Source organism: Chromobacterium sp. W521 (assembly GCF_052805975.1).
The window spans coordinates 117,139-134,500 of record NZ_JBRBAF010000011.1 but is presented as its reverse complement, the minus strand read 5'-3'; the positions used below and the strand labels follow the sequence as shown (position 1 = coordinate 134,500).

16 protein-coding genes are annotated in these 17,362 nt (G+C 63.2%); 12 read left to right on the top strand and 4 right to left on the bottom strand.

Annotation, left to right across the window (positions count from 1 at the left end; translation table 11 throughout):
• The first annotated feature begins 94 nt into the window (after positions 1-94).
• Positions 95-2,386: a 5-methyltetrahydropteroyltriglutamate--homocysteine S-methyltransferase gene (metE, locus tag ACUXV1_RS18145; RefSeq protein ID WP_446016130.1), complete on the top strand. Its 2,292-nt coding sequence runs from the start codon at positions 95-97 to the stop codon at positions 2,384-2,386.
• 59 nt (positions 2,387-2,445) lie between these two features.
• Here metE and ACUXV1_RS18140 read toward each other — a convergent pair whose 3' ends face one another.
• The 3 genes from ACUXV1_RS18140 to ACUXV1_RS18130 all read right to left on the bottom strand — a co-directional run bounded on the left by ACUXV1_RS18140 (position 2,446) and on the right by ACUXV1_RS18130 (position 4,083).
• Positions 2,446-2,904 (bottom strand): SixA phosphatase family protein, encoded by a 459-nt coding sequence (locus tag ACUXV1_RS18140; protein ID WP_043590995.1) that lies wholly within the window; start codon positions 2,902-2,904, stop codon positions 2,446-2,448.
• 113 nt (positions 2,905-3,017) lie between these two features.
• A complete protein-coding gene (locus ACUXV1_RS18135) occupies positions 3,018-3,734 on the bottom strand; it encodes an LrgB family protein (RefSeq protein ID WP_043590992.1) in 717 nt (238 codons plus the stop codon).
• Positions 3,727-4,083, bottom strand: a complete 357-nt coding sequence (locus tag ACUXV1_RS18130) for a CidA/LrgA family protein (protein WP_043590991.1) — start codon at positions 4,081-4,083, stop codon at positions 3,727-3,729. Before ACUXV1_RS18130 ends, ACUXV1_RS18135 begins: the two co-directional genes overlap by 8 nt.
• Positions 4,084-4,217: 134 nt before the next feature.
• On the opposite strand from ACUXV1_RS18130, the gene ACUXV1_RS18125 reads away from it, so the two are divergent.
• From ACUXV1_RS18125 to ACUXV1_RS18115, 3 genes are all read left to right on the top strand, one after another.
• Complete coding sequence (locus tag ACUXV1_RS18125) at positions 4,218-4,745, top strand: chorismate--pyruvate lyase family protein (RefSeq protein ID WP_231138306.1); 528 nt, start codon at positions 4,218-4,220, stop codon at positions 4,743-4,745.
• On the top strand, positions 4,742-5,614 hold the full coding sequence (gene ubiA, locus ACUXV1_RS18120; protein WP_081555437.1) for a 4-hydroxybenzoate octaprenyltransferase: 873 nt from the start codon (positions 4,742-4,744) through the stop codon (positions 5,612-5,614). Before ACUXV1_RS18125 ends, ubiA begins: the two co-directional genes overlap by 4 nt.
• Positions 5,615-5,764: 150 nt before the next feature.
• Entirely contained in the window at positions 5,765-5,995 is a 231-nt protein-coding gene (locus ACUXV1_RS18115; protein ID WP_081547255.1) for a hypothetical protein, read from the top strand.
• A 125-nt stretch (positions 5,996-6,120) separates the two neighbouring features.
• On the opposite strand, the gene ACUXV1_RS18110 is transcribed toward ACUXV1_RS18115, so the two are convergent.
• Positions 6,121-6,417 carry an ArsR/SmtB family transcription factor gene (locus ACUXV1_RS18110; protein WP_019100570.1) on the bottom strand — a complete coding sequence of 99 codons (297 nt, stop codon included), beginning with the start codon at positions 6,415-6,417 and terminating at the stop codon, positions 6,121-6,123.
• Between the two features lie 103 nt (positions 6,418-6,520).
• Here ACUXV1_RS18110 and gpmI point away from each other — a divergent pair, with 103 nt between their 5' ends.
• The 8 genes from gpmI (at position 6,521) to ettA (ending at position 17,292) form a co-directional block, all read left to right on the top strand.
• The gene (gene gpmI / locus ACUXV1_RS18105; RefSeq protein WP_194427814.1) at positions 6,521-8,044 is read left to right on the top strand and encodes a 2,3-bisphosphoglycerate-independent phosphoglycerate mutase; all 1,524 of its coding nucleotides are present in this window, start codon (positions 6,521-6,523) and stop codon (positions 8,042-8,044) included.
• Between the two features lie 100 nt (positions 8,045-8,144).
• Positions 8,145-9,473 (top strand): murein hydrolase activator EnvC family protein, encoded by a 1,329-nt coding sequence (locus ACUXV1_RS18100; RefSeq protein ID WP_043638563.1) that lies wholly within the window; start codon positions 8,145-8,147, stop codon positions 9,471-9,473.
• 42 nt (positions 9,474-9,515) lie between these two features.
• The gene (locus ACUXV1_RS18095) at positions 9,516-10,937 is read left to right on the top strand and encodes a S41 family peptidase (RefSeq protein WP_043638566.1); all 1,422 of its coding nucleotides are present in this window, start codon (positions 9,516-9,518) and stop codon (positions 10,935-10,937) included.
• 143 nt (positions 10,938-11,080) lie between these two features.
• A complete protein-coding gene (gene argA, locus ACUXV1_RS18090) occupies positions 11,081-12,385 on the top strand; it encodes an amino-acid N-acetyltransferase (protein WP_446016128.1) in 1,305 nt (434 codons plus the stop codon).
• Between the two features lie 223 nt (positions 12,386-12,608).
• Positions 12,609-12,881, top strand: a complete 273-nt coding sequence (locus tag ACUXV1_RS18085) for an oxidative damage protection protein (protein WP_019100565.1) — start codon at positions 12,609-12,611, stop codon at positions 12,879-12,881.
• 71 nt (positions 12,882-12,952) lie between these two features.
• Positions 12,953-15,010 carry a polyphosphate kinase 1 gene (gene ppk1, locus ACUXV1_RS18080; RefSeq protein WP_043638572.1) on the top strand — a complete coding sequence of 686 codons (2,058 nt, stop codon included), beginning with the start codon at positions 12,953-12,955 and terminating at the stop codon, positions 15,008-15,010.
• Between the two features lie 47 nt (positions 15,011-15,057).
• On the top strand, positions 15,058-15,537 hold the full coding sequence (locus ACUXV1_RS18075; protein WP_019100492.1) for a DUF456 domain-containing protein: 480 nt from the start codon (positions 15,058-15,060) through the stop codon (positions 15,535-15,537).
• 87 nt (positions 15,538-15,624) lie between these two features.
• Positions 15,625-17,292, top strand: coding sequence for an energy-dependent translational throttle protein EttA (ettA, locus tag ACUXV1_RS18070; protein WP_039753826.1), 1,668 nt, complete (start codon positions 15,625-15,627; stop codon positions 17,290-17,292).
• Positions 17,293-17,362: the final 70 nt, after the last annotated feature.

Genomic DNA, 17,362 nt, shown 5'->3' with positions numbered 1-17,362 from the left:
ATGAATTCATTTCATGTTAACTGGCAAAATAATGAGTTTGTATCATACAACAGCTTGCGTAATGCTAGGGACATCACGAACGAAGGAGTCCACCATGACCACCCTGCACCTGCTCGGCTTTCCCCGCATCGGCGCCAAGCGCGAACTGAAGACCCTGCTGGAAAACTACTGGAAAAACGAAATCGACGAAGCCGCGCTGCTGGGCGGCGCGCGTGAACTGCGCCAGCGCCATTGGCTGTTGCAAAAAGGCGCCGGCGTTGAATTGTCCCCGGTAGGCGACTTCTCCTTGTACGACCACGTGCTGGACGCGCAACTGCTGGTGGGAGCGGTGCCGCCGCGCTTCGGCTTCGACGCCTCCAAGCTGAGCACCGAGCAGTATTTCCAGCTGGCGCGCGGCAATGCCGGCCAGCCGGCACTGGAAATGACTAAATGGTTCGACACCAACTACCACTACCTGGTGCCGGAATGGCATGCCGACACCGCTTTCCAAGCCCAGCCTGAGCGCTTGCTGGCGCAAGTGCGAGAAGCCCAGGCACTGGGCCTGCGCGCCAAGCCGGTGCTGCTGGGGCCGCTGTCGCTGCTGTGGCTGGGCAAGGCCAAGCACGCCGGCCTGGACAAGCTGTCCCTGCTGCCCGCCCTGCTGCAAGCCTACCGCGACGTGCTGGCCGCGCTGGCGGCGGCGAAAGTGGAATGGGTGCAGATCGACGAACCCATCCTGACCCTGGATCTGCCGTCGGAATGGCTGGCCGCCTTCGAACCCGCTTATCGCCAATTGCAAGACTCTCCGCTGCGGCTGCTGCTGGCCACCTACTTCGGCAGCGTCGCCGAGCATGCCGAACTGCTGCAACGCTTGCCGGTGGCCGGCCTGCACCTGGACTTGGTGCGCGCGCCGCTGCAACTGGCGGCTTTCGCCGAGGGCTGGCCGCAAGACAAGGTACTGTCCGCCGGCATCATCGACGGTCGCAACATCTGGCGCGCCGATCTGTCCCGCGTGCTGGCCAGTCTGCAACCCCTTGCGGCCGATTTGGGCGAGCGCCTGTGGATCGCTCCCAGTTGCTCGCTGCTGCATACGCCCTTCGACCTGGCCGCGGAAACCCAGCTCGACGTCGACGTCAAAACCTGGCTGGCCTTCGCGGTGCAAAAGCTTAATGAACTGAAAGTGCTGAAACGCGGCGTGGAGCAAGGCCGCGAAGCCATCGCCAACGAACTGGCCGGTAGCGACTACGCCCGCCAGCAACGCGCCGCCAGCCCGCTGATCCACCGCCCCGAAGTCCAGCAGCGCCTGGCTACGCTGCCGGCCAACGCCGACCGCCGCCACAGCGCCTATCCCGTTCGCGCCGCCGCGCAGCAAGCCTGGCTCAAACTGCCGCTGCTGCCCACCACCACCATAGGCTCCTTCCCGCAAACCGCATCCATCCGCGGCGCTCGCGCCGCCTTCAAACGCGGGGAACTGCCCGCCGATGCCTACCGTCAGGCAATGCAGCAGGAAATTGAACTGGCGATACGCCGCCAGGAGGCGCTGGACATCGACGTGCTGGTGCACGGCGAGGCCGAGCGCAACGACATGGTGGAATATTTCGGCGAACAGTTGTCCGGTTTCGTGTTCACCGCCGGCGGCTGGGTGCAAAGCTACGGCAGCCGCTGCGTGAAGCCGCCCATTTTGTTCGGCGACGTGGCGCGGCCGCAGCCGATGACCGTGGAATGGGCGGAATACGCACAAAGCCTGACCTCCCGTCCGGTCAAGGGCATGCTCACCGGACCGGTCACGATCCTGCAATGGAGCTTTGTCCGTGACGACCTGCCGCGCGACGAAGTCTGCCGTCAGATCGCCCTTGCGCTGAACGACGAGGTACGCGACTTGGAGACCGCCGGCATCCGCGTGATCCAGATCGACGAGCCGGCCATCCGCGAAGGACTGCCGCTGAAGCGCGCCGATCGCGCCGCCTACCTGGACTGGGCCGGCCATGCCTTCCGGCTGTCTTGCCACGGCGTGGCGGACTCCACCCAGATTCACACCCATATGTGCTATTCCGAGTTTGGTGACATTCTGCCGGCCATCGCCGCGCTGGACGCGGACGTGATCACCATCGAAACCTCGCGCTCGGACATGGAGCTGCTGCAGGACTTCGGCCACTTCCGCTACCCCAATGCCATCGGCCCCGGCGTCTACGATATTCACAGCCCGCGGGTGCCGCCTGAGGCTGAAATCCAGCAGCTACTGGAAAAGGCGCTGCAAGTGATCGAACCGGAAAAACTGTGGGTCAACCCCGACTGCGGCCTGAAAACCCGCGGCTGGCCCGAGGTGGAGGCGGCCCTCTCCAGCATGGTCAAGGTCAGCAAGACGCTGCGCAGACGTCTGGCTCAGGAGGCCGACGCCACCGTCTGAAACGTTTGAGACTGACAAGAAAAAGGCCCCTCGATCGAGGGGCCTTTTCGCGTGCCGACTCAAGGCTGCAACATGCCGGGCGTCATCATCGCCTTCAAACGCGTCTGCTCGATGCCGTGGCGGTCGCGGTGACTCAACCACCAGACCGACCCCTTCTTCACGCTCCACAATTGCTGCTGCTCCGACAGCAGGGTGGATGCCAACCAGCCGATATAAGGCTGATGGCCAACCAATACCACGGTGCGGTTCGCCTCCGGCCAGCCTATCGCCTCCAGCACCTCTTCCGGCGACGCCGTCGGATTCAACGCCGGCACCGTCTGAAAGCTTTTCGCCAGCAAGGCCGCTGTCTGCTGCGAACGCTTGGCCTCCGAGGCCAGCAGCAGATAATCGCGCGGCAGGCGCACCCGCAGCCAAGCCGCCATCTGGCTCGCCTGCTGCTGCCCGCGCCGCGTCAGCGCCCTTGCCAGATCATCGGAGCCGTCCTCCGCCTCCGCGTGGCGCCACAAAATCAAATCCATACACACCCCTCGTTAAAATATTTTCAATCCAGACGCAAGCGAGCCAAATCGAGCGCCCGCCCCAGGCGGGATGCGCGGCTTGGCGCGACTACGAAATAAAAGCCGCCGGCCCGCTACAAGGGAAACAGCGCCAGCAACACAGGCACCAACAAAGCGGTGAACACCCCGTTCAAGCCCATTGCCAGGCCCGCGAAGGCGCCCGCTGTCTCCGACAACTGAAACACCCGCGCCGTTCCAATCCCATGCGCGGAAATTCCCGTGGCCACGCCCAGCGCCATGTCGTTGCGCAGACGCAGGCCGTTGAACAGCGGCCGCGCCGCCACCGCGCCAAAAATGCCGGACAGGATCACGCACATCGCCGCCAATTCCGGCACCCCGCCTATGCTTTGCGACACGCTCATCGCAATCGGCGTGGTCACCGCTCGCGTGCTCAGGGATAGCAGCACCTCATGCGGCAGACCAAATAGCCAACCCAAGCCCACCGCGCTGACGACGCCGGTGACCCCGCCCAAGGCAATGCTCAAGGCCAGCGGCCCCGCCGCGCGCTTGAGCCGGCTCAGGTTGCCGTACAAGGGCACCGCCAAAGCCACCGTCGCCGGACCCAACAACATTTGTATCCACTGCGCGCCCTGCATGTACTGGCGGTAATCGGTACGCGTCAGCACCAGCCAGCCCAACACCAGCAGTACCCCGATCAACACCGGGTTGGACAGCGGATGGCCGCGACAGCGGCGATTAAACGCCAAGGCCAGGCGGTAAGCCAGCAAAGTGACGAAAACCCCCGTCAACGGCGACTCCCGCAGCGCGGACAACACGTCGGCGCTAATCATCTCCTCCTCCGCCCCGCCGCCCCAGCATCCAATGCAAAGCCAGCCCCGGCACCAGCAAGGTGGTCAGCGTCGACAAGGCCAGCACCGCCGCCAGACGCGCGCCGTAATCGGCCAATAGCGTCTGGTAGGCCAGCACCGCTCCGCCGGCCGGGATGAACAGCAAGGACATATGCGCAAGAAAGCGCGGCACATGGGTCTGCAGCGTCGTAGGCACTCCGCGACGCGCGCACAAGGTGGCGAACAACAGCAACATGCCCATGACCGGTCCCGGCACCGGAACGCCCAAACCGCGCGCCAAGACTTCTCCCGCCAATTGATAGCCCAACAGCCACAGCGCCGTCTCCATCATGCGATCTTTCCTCCTTCCGCCTTTGATGACGTCATGATAATGCCCCGGTTCGCGCTTGGGGATAGACAGATGGACTCGCATCGCGCCGCAGAAGGGCGGGACAAGCCCCCGCCGGCTTTGGCATAATGCGCGCCATGTCTCATCCCCCACTCTGGCTGCCTCAGCCGCCCGCGCTGTCCGCCGCGGCGCAATCCTGCCTCACCGAAGCCGGCTCGCTGACCGAACGGCTGCAAAGCACTGGTCGCCGCTTCGCCGTGCGCGTGTTGCGGCAAGGCCCTGACATCTGTCTGGAAGACGAGGCGCCACAGCTCGGCCTGGCCGCCGGAGCGCCGCTGCAAGCGCGCGAGGTGGCTCTGACCCTGGACGACACCCCGGTCGTGTTCGCCCGCAGCGTCACCCGCCTGGACTGCGCGGCCTGGCAGCCCATTCTAGACCGAGGCAGCCGCTCACTGGGCCTGACATTGTTCGGTGGCCTGCCGGATTTGCTGCGCGACCCGCTGCGCTATCGCCTCATTGCCGCCGATCATCCGCTGTTCGCGCCGGCGGCCCAACTCAGCCCGCACCCCAGCTACCCGGCGCGGCGCTGCCGCTTCCTGCTGCGGCAAGCGCCGCTGCTGGTGTGCGAACTCTTTTTGCCGGAGCTGGAGAATTTCTTGCTATGAACGCCGCCCGCCTTAATGAACGCTTGACCGTTTACATGCAACTGATGCGCATGGACAAGCCCATCGGCACCTTCCTGCTGCTGTGGCCGACGCTGTGGGCGCTGCTGATCGCCGGCCAAGGCCGGCCCGACCCGCTGATCGTGCTGATCTTCATTATCGGCACCTTTCTGATGCGTTCGGCCGGCTGCGTGATCAACGATTACGCGGACCGCGACTTCGACGGCCACGTGGAACGCACCCGGCAACGGCCGTTCGCCCGCGGCGCGGTTGGCAAGAAGGAAGCCTTGCTGCTGGCCGCCGGCCTGGCGCTGCTGTCGCTGCTGCTGATCCTGCCGCTGAACGGCCTGACCCTGCTCTTGAGCGTGCCGGCGCTGTTCATCGCCGCAAGCTACCCTTTCACCAAGCGCTTCTTCCCGGTGCCGCAAGCCTATCTGGGCCTGGCCTTCTCCTTCGGCATTCCGATGGCCTTCGCCGCCCAGACCGGCGCCGTTCCAATGCTGGCCTGGCTGCTGCTGCTGGCCAACGCTTGCTGGACGCTGGCCTACGACACCGCCTATGCCATCAGCGACAAGCCTGACGATCTCAAGATCGGCATCAAGACCTCGGCGATCACCTTCGGCGACTACGATGTCCTGGCCATCATGCTGTTCCACGCCGCTTTTCTCGCGCTAATGGCCGGCATTGGCCGGCACCTGGCGCTGGGCTGGCCTTTTTACCTGTCCCTGATGGTCTCCGCCGCCTTGATGGCCAGGCAATACCTGGACATCCGTGAACGCGATCGAGCGGCCTGCTTTAAGGCCTTTCTCGACAATAACCGCGTTGGCGCGGCCATCCTCATTGGCGTGGCGCTCAGCTACTGGCTGCCGTAAAACCCAAAGTCATCATTTTGCGGCGCGGCAACATTTTGTTATTTTCTGTGAACTTTTCTAAACGGCTTTAATCCCAGAGAAGGCATATTCCACCCATTTGGAATTGCAGCCGACATGCACCGCCGGCTTCAACACAAGAAAGGACATATCATGAAACTGATTTCCGCTCTGATCGCCGCTGCTTTCGCCACTAGCGCCATGGCCGCCACCCCGGCGTCCGCGCCCTCCGCAGAAAAGAAAATGGAGCATAAAGCCGAACACAAGCAGGCCGGCAAAAAGCACCACAAGAAGCATGCTTCGGGCGCCGCGCACCACAAGAAATCCGGACACAAGCATTCGGGAAAGAAAGCTGAACACAAAGCGGCTTCCGCCGCCAAGTAATTGATCGCCGGGCCGCGCGCCCGGCGCAAAAACGCCGCGGCTCGTCATGCGCCGCGGCGTTTTCATATCCTGATACGACCAAAGGCCGGCCAGAGGCCGACGACGGGGATCAGCCGGGCGGCGAATTATTCGCCGAAGCCACAGAACACCTCGCGCATCATTTTCAAAACCTCCAGCGTGCGAATATCGCCAACACGGTAATAAACGCGGTTCGCGTCCTTGCGCGTGCGCAACACGCCCTTGTCGCGCATAATGGCCAAATGCTGAGAAATATTGCTCTGCGACGTGCCCACCTGCTCGACTATATCCTGCACGCTCACTTCCTGGTCTTCCAGCACCGATATGATCTTCAAACGCAGCGGGTGCGACATGGCCTTCATCGCCCTCGAGGTCTGCTCGATCTGGTCATCGTTGAACAGCAAGGCTTCTCTCCCTGTAGAGTCATTTTATTTAGTCTGACTGCGGTACAATACTACACAAAATCCAATACCATCAAGATTTTCTAATATTCAGAATGTGAATGCCATGAAATCCATCAAACCGGTGTTGTTGTTGATTCTCGACGGTTTTGGCCATCGCACCGAAGGCGATGACAACGCTATTCTTCATGCCTCGATGCCTAACTGGAATCGTCTGCGCCAGACCTTCCCCTACGGCACCATCAACGCCTCGGAAAACTTCGTCGGCCTGCCCTCCGGCCAGTTCGGCAATTCCGAAGTGGGCCACCTCAACATCGGCGCCGGCCGCGTGGTGCAACAGGACATCAGCCGCATCGACTGCGACATCGAAGACGGCCGCTTCGCCTCCAACCCCGCGTTGGTTTCCGCCATCGCCAAAGCCAAGGATTCGACGCTGCACATCATGGGCCTGCTGTCCGACGGCGGCGTTCACAGCCATGAAAACCACATCCACTCGCTGATCCGCGCGGCCCAGGCTGCCGGCGTCGCCCGCATCCGCGTGCACGCTTTCCTCGACGGCCGCGATACGCCGCCGCGCAGCGCCAAGACCTATCTGGAGCGGCTGGACGCGGTGCTGGCCGAATGCCCCGCCGCGCGCCTGGCGTCCGTGACCGGCCGCTACTGGGCAATGGACCGCGACAAGCGCTGGGAACGCGTGGAGCCGGCTTATCGCCTGCTGGTGGAGGGCGAAGGCCTGTTCCACTCACGCAACGGCCTGGAAGCGCTGGAAGCGGCCTACGCCCGTGATGAGAACGACGAGTTCGTCAAAGCCACCGCCATCGGCGAAGCCGCCCCGATGCGTGACGGCGACGTCGTTATATTCATGAACTTCCGCGCCGACCGCGCGCGCCAACTGGTCAGCGCGCTGACCGACCCGGCTTTCGACGGCTTCCAGGCTCGCCAACCCAAGTTCGCAGACTTCGTCACCTTGACCTCCTACGGCGAAGCCTACAGCCGCTTGTCCATCGCCTACCCGCCTCAGAAGATCAGCAACGGCTTCGGCGAATACCTGGCCAGCCAGGGTCTGAAGCAGCTGCGCATCGCCGAAACCGAGAAATATCCGCACGTCACCTATTTCTTCAACGGCGGCGAAGAGCAGGTATATCCTGGAGAAGACCGCATTCTGGTGCAATCGCCCAAGGTGGCCACTTACGACCTGCAACCAGAAATGAGCGCCGGCGAAGTCACCGACAAAATCGTCGCCGCCATCGCCTCCGGCCAATACCAAGCCATCATCTGCAATTACGCCAACGGCGACATGGTGGGCCATAGCGGCATCTTCGACGCCGCGGTCAAGGCGGTGGAAGCGCTGGACGGCTGCATCGGCCGCTGTGTGGAAGCGATGCGCGCCGCCGGCGGCGAGGTATTGATCACCGCCGACCACGGAAACTGCGAACAAATGTACGATGCCGAGCACCACCAGCCGCATACCCAGCACACCTTGAGCCCGGTGCCCTTCCTCTATGTCGGCCGTCCGGCCCGGATCCGCTCCGGCGGTTCGCTGCGCGACATCGCGCCGTCGCTGCTGGCAATGATGGGCCTGGAACAACCGGCGGAGATGAGCGGTCAATCGTTGATCGAATTCCAATAAGCCCCGCCGCCGGCTCCGCCGGCGTCATCGACCCAAGCGCGCCGCCCGCGGACGGCGCGCTTGTTGGTCCGCGGCCCAAGTAGAAAGCATATTCCCGGCAATGAAACCTTATGTCCTGATGGCGGCCTTGATCGCCGGAGCCAGCCACGCCGCGCCTCCGGCCTCCGCCGCGCTGTCCACCGCCCCGCACCAGCAAGACCTCAAATCGGTGCGCAAGGAAATCGATACGCTGAAAAAAGACATTGCCCAAAAACAGGCGGTGCAAAAAGAGGCGCAATCGGCGATCAAGGAGTCGGAACAAGCCATTAGCCAGACCACCCAGGCGCTGGTGAAGCTGGAGAAAAAACAAAGCAGCTCGGAGCAGCAGCTAGAGGCGCTGCGCGCCCAGATCAACGCCAGCCGCAACAGCCTGGCGGCGGTGCGCCAACGCGTAGGCCAGATGCTGGCGCGCCAGTACAAGAGCGGCCAGCACGACGCGATGAAGCTGATGATGAACGCGAACGACCCCAATCAGAGCGCTCGCGACCTCGCCTACTACCAGCACATCGCCCGCGCTCAGCAGCAGTTGGTCGCCCAGTTGATCACCCACCAGCACGAGCTGGAAGCGTTGTCCTTCCAACTGGAACAGGAACTGGCCCGCCTTAACTCGCTGTCAAACCGCAAGAGCCAGGAAAAGAGTTCCTTGCAGCAGGACAAGGCCAGCCAGCAGCAAGAACTCAACAAGGTCACCGGTGAAATCAAGACCGGGCAGAGCAAACTGAGCCAGTTGCAGGAAAACGAAAAACGCCTGACTGGCCTGATCGCCCAGATCAACCGGGAAATCCAGCGCCGCCGCGCGGAGATCGCGCGCAAGGCGGCGGAAGAACGCAAGGCCAAGCTGGCCGCCGCCCGCGAAGCGGCTCGCAAAGAGAACGAACGCCGCCGCAAGCTGGCTGCAAACGCCAAGAAACAAGGCAAGCCTGTGCCGGAGGAAGCCAAGCAGACAGTGACAGTGAAAGAGGAAGCCATCACCGACGTGGCCGACGACAGCGCCGCCGGCCGCGCCTTCGTCAGCCTGCAGGGCAGAATGAAAATGCCGGTGGCCGGACAATTGGTAGGCCGCTTCGGCAAACCGCGCCAGCAAGGCGTCAGCTGGAAAGGCGTGTTCATTCAAACCGCCAACGGCACCCCGGTTCGCAGCGTGGCCGACGGCACCGTAGTATTCGCCGATCAATTGCGCGGCTTCGGCAATGCCATCCTGGTCGACCATGGCGGCAACTATATGACGGTCTATACCGGACTATCCGTAATAGGTAAATCCGTAGGCAGCAGCGTCAAGGCCGGCGACACGATCGGCAACACTGGAACACTGGACAGCGGCGAATCCGGCCTGTACTTTGAAATCCGACACATGGGACGCCCCCTAAACCCGCAAGCCTGGGCGCGCTGAGCCAGGCAACGGAGACAGATAACAAACATGAGCAGCCAAAGAATGAAGAAGATTGCCTGGCTAGTGGCCGGCGCCATGGCCGGCGGCGTGCTGACGCTCAGCATGCAAGCCTTTGCCGACAAGGGCGAATCCCCGCTGCCGCTAAGCGAGCTGCGCACCTTCGCCGAAGTGTTTGGCCGCATCAAGCAAGACTACGTCGACCCGGTGGAAGACAAGAAGCTCATCACCGCGGCCATCAAGGGCATGCTGACCGGCCTGGACCCGCACTCCGACTACATGGACCCGGAAGCCTTCAAGGAACTCAAGGAAGGCACTCAGGGCGAATTTGGCGGCCTCGGCATCGAAATCGGCGCCGAGGACGGCTTGGTCAAGGTGGTGTCGCCCATCGAGGACACCCCGGCGCAGAAGGCCGGCATCAAGAGCGGCGACCTGATCATCAAGATCGACGACACCCCGGTGCGCGGTCTGTCCCTGACCGACGCGGTGAAGAAAATGCGCGGCAAGCCGGGCACCAAGGTCACGCTGACCATCGCCCGCAAGTCTGAAACCAAGCCCCTGGTGTTCACGCTGGCGCGCGCGGTGATCAAGACCAAGAGCGTCAAATACAAGCTGCTAGAACCGGACTTCGGCTATGTGCGCATCACCCAATTCCAAGAGCACACCTCCGAGGACCTGGCCGCCGGCGTGCAGGCGCTTTACAAGGAAAACAAACAGGCGCTGAAAGGCCTGGTGCTGGACCTGCGCGACGATCCGGGCGGCCTGCTCAACGGAGCGGTTGGCGTGTCGGCCGCCTTCCTGGCCAAGAACCAGTTGGTGGTCTACACCGAAGGCCGCACCCCGGACGCCAAGATGCGGCTGACCGCCAATCTGCAGAACTACGCCCGTCCCAACGGCAGCGATCCGCTGGCCCGGCTGCCGGTGGAAGCCCGCAACGTGCCTCTGGTCGTGCTGGTCAACGGCGGCTCCGCCTCGGCGTCGGAAATCGTCGCCGGCGCGCTGCAAGACCACAAACGCGCGGTGTTGGTGGGCACGCAGACCTTCGGCAAGGGCTCGGTGCAATCCATCATGCCGCTGGGCAACGCCGGCGGCATCAAGCTGACCACCGCCCGCTACTTCACGCCGAACGGCCGCTCAATCCAGGCCAAGGGCATCGTGCCCGACGTGGTAGTGGAAGACGGCACGCTGACCGCGGCCGAGCAAGCCATCCGCGTTCGCGAAGCGGACCTGGAAAACCACTTGGCCAACCCCAACGGCGAGGACAAGCCGGCGCCCAAGAGCAACGCCAAACCCGCGCCAGCGCCGCAACCCGCCCCCGCCAAGCCGGACGACGGCAAGGACAAGGCCAAGCCGGAAGAAAAGAGCCAGTTCGGCCCGCGCGACCCCAACCCTAAAAACGACAACCAGCTGTCGCAGGCGCTGAACATCCTCAAGGTACAACAGATCCTGCAGAAAAAAGGCAGTTGACCCCGCTTCCGAGGCCACAACGCGCCCCTGGTTTCGCCAGGGGCGTTTTTCATGCGCGTGCTATATTGTCCTCCTGCAAAACACCGTCATTCCTGCTACGCTATCCGGCTTAACCCTAGTTTTCCGGCCGGAGCCGCTGACCCATGCTTACCCGCGAATTCGTGCTTTCCTTTCGCGAAGCCGCCCCCTACATCAACGCCTACCGCGGCAAGACCTTCGTGCTGGCCGTCAGCGGCGAAACCTTGCAAGACGGAGAATTCGCCAGCCTGGCGCAGGACATCAACCTCTTGGTCAGCCTGGGCGTGCGCATCGTGCTGGTGCACGGCATCCGTCCGCAGATCGAGGGCCTGTTGAAACGCCACGGCATCGCCCGCCTCTTCCACCGCGACCGCCGCGTCACCGACGCCGCCACCATGGACGTGGTCAAGAAAGCGGCCGGCGCCACCCGCTGCGACATCGAGGCGCTGCTGTCCATGGGCATGCCCAATTCGCCAATGCACGGCGCCCACCTGCGCGTGGCCGGCGGCAACTTCGTCACCGCCCAGCCTCTGGGCGTGCTCGATGGCGTGGACATGCAATACACCGGCCAGGTGCGCCGCGCCGACGGCGCCGCCATCCGCGCCCGCCTCGACCACGGCGAGCTGGTGCTGCTGTCGCCCATCGGCTATTCGCTGACCGGCGAGGCCTTCAATCTGACCATGGAAGAACTGGCCACCCACGTCGCCATTACCCTGAAAGCGGAAAAACTGATTTTCGTGATCGAGCAGCGCGGCGTGATGCTGGACGAGGAACTGATCAGCACGCTGACCGCACAGCAGGCCGAAGACCTGCTGGCCTCCGGCCGGCTGCAGGATGACGTCAGCGCCTACCTGCCCTACGCCATCCGCGCCACCCGAGAAGGCATTCCCCGTGCCCACTTGATTAGCCGTCACGCCGACGGCGCGCTGCTGGTGGAACACTTCACCCGCGGCGGCAATGGCACCATGATCGCCCGCGACCCGCTGGTGCGAGTGCGCAACGCCAGCATCGAAGACATCGGCGACATCATCGGCCTGATCCAGCCGCTGGAAGAGCAAGGCGTGCTGGTCAAGCGCAGCCGCGAGCATCTGGAGGTGGAGATCGGCGAATATTCGGTGCTGGAGCACGACGGCAAGATCTATGGTTGCGTGGCCATGCACCCCTTCCCCGACGCCGGCACCGCCGAACTGGCCTGCCTGGCGGTGGCTCAAGACAAACGCGACGGCGGCTTTGGCGAGATGCTGCTCAAACACGTGGAATACCAGGCCCGCACCCAAGGCTTGCAGTCGCTGTTCGTGCTTACCACCCAAACCGCGCACTGGTTCGTGGAGCGGGGCTTCGCCGAAGCGGACAAGAGCGCGCTGCCGCTGGCGCGGCAGCAGTTCTATAACTATCAGCGTCGATCAAAGGTGTTCGTCAAGGCCTTGTGAATCCAAGAACCTGTTCACGATCTGCTGCGCGTTGTGGAGCGTTACACACTGAGTATCCCTTTGAAATGCTCATGTACCGCTCCTACGCTCCGCTTTCTCAGCCGTTTTCGTCTTGGCTCACAAGATCGTGAACGGGCTCTCGGGCCGCATCGTGGTTGGAAGCGTTTCATCTCTGTGACACAATATTGAATTAACCTTTTTCTGATATTTTAAGGATTGCGCCATGAGCAGAACCGTCAATTGCGTCAAGCTGGGCCGCGAAGCCGAAGCCCTCGACTTCCCGCCGCTGCCGGGCGAACTGGGCAAGCGAGTGTTTGACAACGTCTCGAAAGAAGCCTGGCAAGGCTGGCTGCGCTATCAGACCATGCTGATCAACGAAAACCGCCTGAGCCTGGCCGACGCCCGCGCCCGCCAGTATCTGGCCGCGCAGTTGGAAGCCTACTTCTTCGGCGACGGCGCCGACGCTCCCGCCGGCTACACTCCGCCGCAGAACTAATCGCCATGCCCAGCCCTCCAAGCGAGGGCTTTATTTTTCCCTGAACTCTCCACTGTTGGCTTGAACCTCGTATGTCACACACGCAAGACCTGCTGATCAACCGCGAACTTGGCCTTCTAGAATTCAACCGCCGCGTGCTGGCCCAGGCGGAAGACGCCAACCTGCCGCTGCTGGAACGGCTGAAATTCCTGTGCATTGTGTCCTCCAACATGGATGAGTTCTTCGAAGTGCGAGTGGCCTGGCTGCAGGAAACCGCCGAGGTCACGCCGGAGCGCATCCTGGCGGACGGCACCACGCCTGAGCAGGCGCTGGCCAAGGTGGCCACCGCCGCGCACCAACTGGTGCGCGACCAGTACGCCGTGATGAGCGAAGTGCTGTTTCCGGCGCTTCGCGAGGAAAACATCATCTTCCTGCGCCGCAACGAATGGAGCCCCGCTCAACAGCAATGGGTGAAGGACTTCTTCTTCCGCGAGTTGATGCCCATCCTCACCCCCATCGGCCTCGACCCGTCCCACCCCTTCCCCAAGGTGCTGAACAAATCCTTGAACTTCGCGGTGGAGCTGGAAGGGCGCGACGCCTTCGGCCGCGCCTCCGGCATCGCCATCGTCCAGGCGCCGCGCATCCTGCCGCGGGTGATCAAATTGCCGGCGGACGTCAGCGACGGCCATCGCCACACCTTCGTCTTCCTGTCCTCCATCCTCCATTCCCATGTGCATGAGCTGTTCAGCGGCATGGCGGTCAAGGGCTGCTACCAGTTCCGCGTCACCCGCGACAGCGAACTGACGGTGGAAGACGAAGACGTGAAAAACCTGCGTACCGCCCTGCAAGGCGAATTGCGCCAGCGCCAGTTCGGCGACGCGGTGCGGCTGGAGATCGCCGATACCTGCCCGTTGCATATGGAAGAATTCCTGCTGACCCAGTTCAACCTGAAGCCGCGCGACGTCTACCGCGTCAACGGCCCGGTCAATCTGGTGCGGCTGATGCAGGTGCCGGACCTGGTGGATAGGCCGGACCTGAAATTCACTCCCTTCATCCCCACGCTGCCGGAGATACTGCGCAAGAAGACGCCGCTGTTCGATGCCATCCGCAAGGGCGATATTCTGCTGCACCACCCGTTCCAGAGCTTCCAGCCGGTGATTGACATGCTGACGCTGGCGGCGTCCGATCCCCATGTGGTGGCCATCAAGATGACGGTGTACCGCACCGGCACCGACTCGGTGCTGATGGAATCGCTGATCGCCGCCGCCCGCGCAGGCAAGCAGGTGACCGTGGTGGTGGAGCTGATGGCGCGCTTCGACGAAGAAGCCAATATCAGCTGGGCCAGCCGGCTGGAGGACGCCGGCGCCCACGTGGTCTATGGCGTGATCGGCTACAAGGTGCACGCCAAGATGCTGATGGTGGTGCGCCGCGAAGAACACGGCCTTCGCCGCTACGTCCACTTGGGCACCGGCAACTACCACCCGCGCACCGCTCGCCTCTACACCGACTTCGGCCTGCTGACCTGCAATGAACAGATCGCCAGCGACGTCAACGACATCTTCGTGCAGCTGACCGGCCTGGGCCGCGCCAGCCAGCTCAAGCTGCTGTTCCAGAGCCCGTTCACGCTACACAGCATGGTAATGGAGGCGATAGACCGCGAAATCGCCCACGCCCAGGCCGGCAAGCCGGCGCAGATCATCGCCAAGATGAACGCCTTGCTGGAAAGCCAGGTGATCCACGCGCTGTACCGCGCCAGCCAGGCCGGGGTCAAGATCCAGCTCATCGTGCGCGGCGTGTGCGCGCTGCGGCCGGGCGTGCCGGGGCTGTCCGAGAATATCAGCGTGCGCTCCATCGTCGGCCGCTTCCTGGAACACCCGCGCGTGTTCTACTTCCACAACGACCGCAAAGAAGACCTGCTGATCGCCAGCGCCGACTGGATGGGCCGCAACTTCTTCCGCCGCATCGAAACCTGCGTGCCCATCATCGACGCCAAGCTCAAGCGCCGGGTGATCAAAGAGGCGCTGCGCCTCTATCTGGACGACAACGTCAACGCCTGGGACATGCAGCCGGACGGCGGCTACAAGCGCCGCACCTCCCGCGGCAAGCCGCATTGCGCGCAATTGCAGCTGCTGGAAGAGTACACCCGCTGACATCCGGCCCGCGGCTTCGCCGCGGGCGCATCCCCGCAAGGACCACCATGGAAATCGCCGGCTACAGTCTCGCCGCCCTGCTCATCGTCGCCGGTCTGGCAGGCACCATGCTGCCCATCATCCCCGGCTTGCCGCTGATGTTCGGCGGCCTGCTCCTGGCCGCCTGGCTGGACAACTTCAACCACCTGGGCGCGATCAGTCTGATCATCATGGCCCTGCTCACCGCATTGGGCCTGGTGATAGATTTCTTCGCCGGCCTGCTTGGCGCAAAAGCCAGCGGCGCCAGCAGCCAGGCGCTGTGGGGCGCCTTCATCGGCGGCATCGTGGGCATGTTCTTCGGCTTGGCGGGCGTGCTGCTCGGCCCGCTGGTCGGCGCCGTCATCGGCGAGTTCATCGCTCGCAAGGATGCCTTTCAAGCAGGCAAAGTCGGCATCGGCACCTTCATCGGCTTCATCGTCGGCGCGGTGGCCAAGGTAGCCTGCGCTTTCGCCATGCTGGCCACGGCGGCGCTGGCGCTACTGTTCTAGCGGCCGGCTCCATGGCCGCGCGGCTGGCCTAAACCAGGGGATTTGGTAGAATCCGGGTTTATCCCCTTCAATCCAGCGTGAATACCGATGGCACAATATGTAATGTCCATGCTCCGCGTGAGCAAGATCGTTCCGCCCAAGCGCCAGATCATCAAGGACATCTCCCTGTCCTTCTTCCCCGGCGCCAAGATCGGCCTGCTGGGCCTGAACGGCGCCGGTAAATCCACCGTGCTGCGCATCATGGCCGGCGCGGACAAAGAATACGAGGGCGAGGTGCAACACCTGGCCGGCGTCAAAATCGGCTACCTGCCGCAGGAACCGCAGCTGGACCCCGAAAAAACCGTGCGCGAGGAAGTGGAAAGCGGCATGGGCGACGTAATGGGCGCGCAAAAGCGCCTGGAAGAAGTGTACGCCGCCTACGCTGAAGCGGACGCCGACTTCGACGCGCTGGCCGAAGAACAAGCCAAGCTGGAGGCCATCATCGCCGCCGGCGCCAATGACAACGTCGAACACCAGCTGGAAATCGCCGCCGACGCGCTGCGCCTGCCGCCGTGGGACGCCAAGATCGGCCCGCTGTCCGGCGGCGAGAAGCGCCGCGTGGCGCTGTGCAAGCTGCTGCTGTCCAAACCCGACATGCTGCTGCTGGACGAACCCACCAACCACCTGGACGCGGAGTCCGTGGAATGGCTGGAACAATTCCTGGTGCGCTTCCCCGGCACCGTGGTGGCCGTCACCCACGACCGCTACTTCCTGGACAACGCCGCCGAGTGGATTCTGGAACTGGACCGCGGCGAAGGCATTCCGTGGAAAGGCAATTACTCCAGCTGGCTGGAACAAAAGGAAGCCCGCCTGGCGCAGGAAGCCAAGAGCGAAGGCGCCCGCATGAAGGCGATGAAGCAGGAGCTGGAATGGGTGCGTCAGAACCCGAAAGGCCGCCAAGCCAAGTCCAAGGCGCGTTTGGCCCGTTTCGAAGAGCTGTCCAGCTACGAAACTCAAAAACGCAACGAGACCCAGGAAATCTTCATCCCCGTGGCCGAGCGCCTGGGCAATGAAGTCATCGAGTTCAAAGGCGTGTCCAAGGGCTTCGGCGACCGCCTGCTGATCGACAACCTGAGCTTCAAGGCTCCGCCGGGCGCCATCGTCGGCATCATCGGCCCCAACGGCGCGGGTAAATCGACCTTGTTCAAGATGATCGCCGGCAAAGAACAGCCGGACAGCGGCGAAGTCAGCATCGGCCAGACCGTGCAGATGGCCTTTGTCGAGCAGACCCGCGAGGGCCTGGACGGCGACAAGACCGTGTTCGAGGACGTGGCCGCCGGCGCCGACATCCTCACCGTCGGCAAATTCGAGATGTCCAGCCGCGCCTATCTCGGCCGCTTCAACTTCAAGGGAGCCGACCAGCAGAAGAAAGTGGGCATGCTCTCCGGCGGCGAACGCGGCCGCCTGCACCTGGCCAAAACCCTGCTCAAGGGCGGCAACGTGCTGCTGCTGGACGAACCGTCGAACGACCTTGACGTGGAAACCTTGCGGGCGCTGGAAGACGCCTTGCTGGAATACGCCGGCACCGTGTTCGTGATCTCGCACGACCGCTGGTTCCTGGACCGCATCGCCACCCATATTCTGGCGGCGGAAGGCGAGTCGCAATGGACCTTCTTCGACGGCAACTATCAGGAATACGAAGCCGACAAGAAGAAGCGCCTGGGCGAGGAAGCCGCCAAGCCCAAACGTATCCGCTACAAGCCGATCACCCGCTAAGGAGGTGTTGACGATCCGCTGCGTCGCGCGATCGTAAACAGGTCCTTAGAAAAAGCCCGGACTCTCCGGG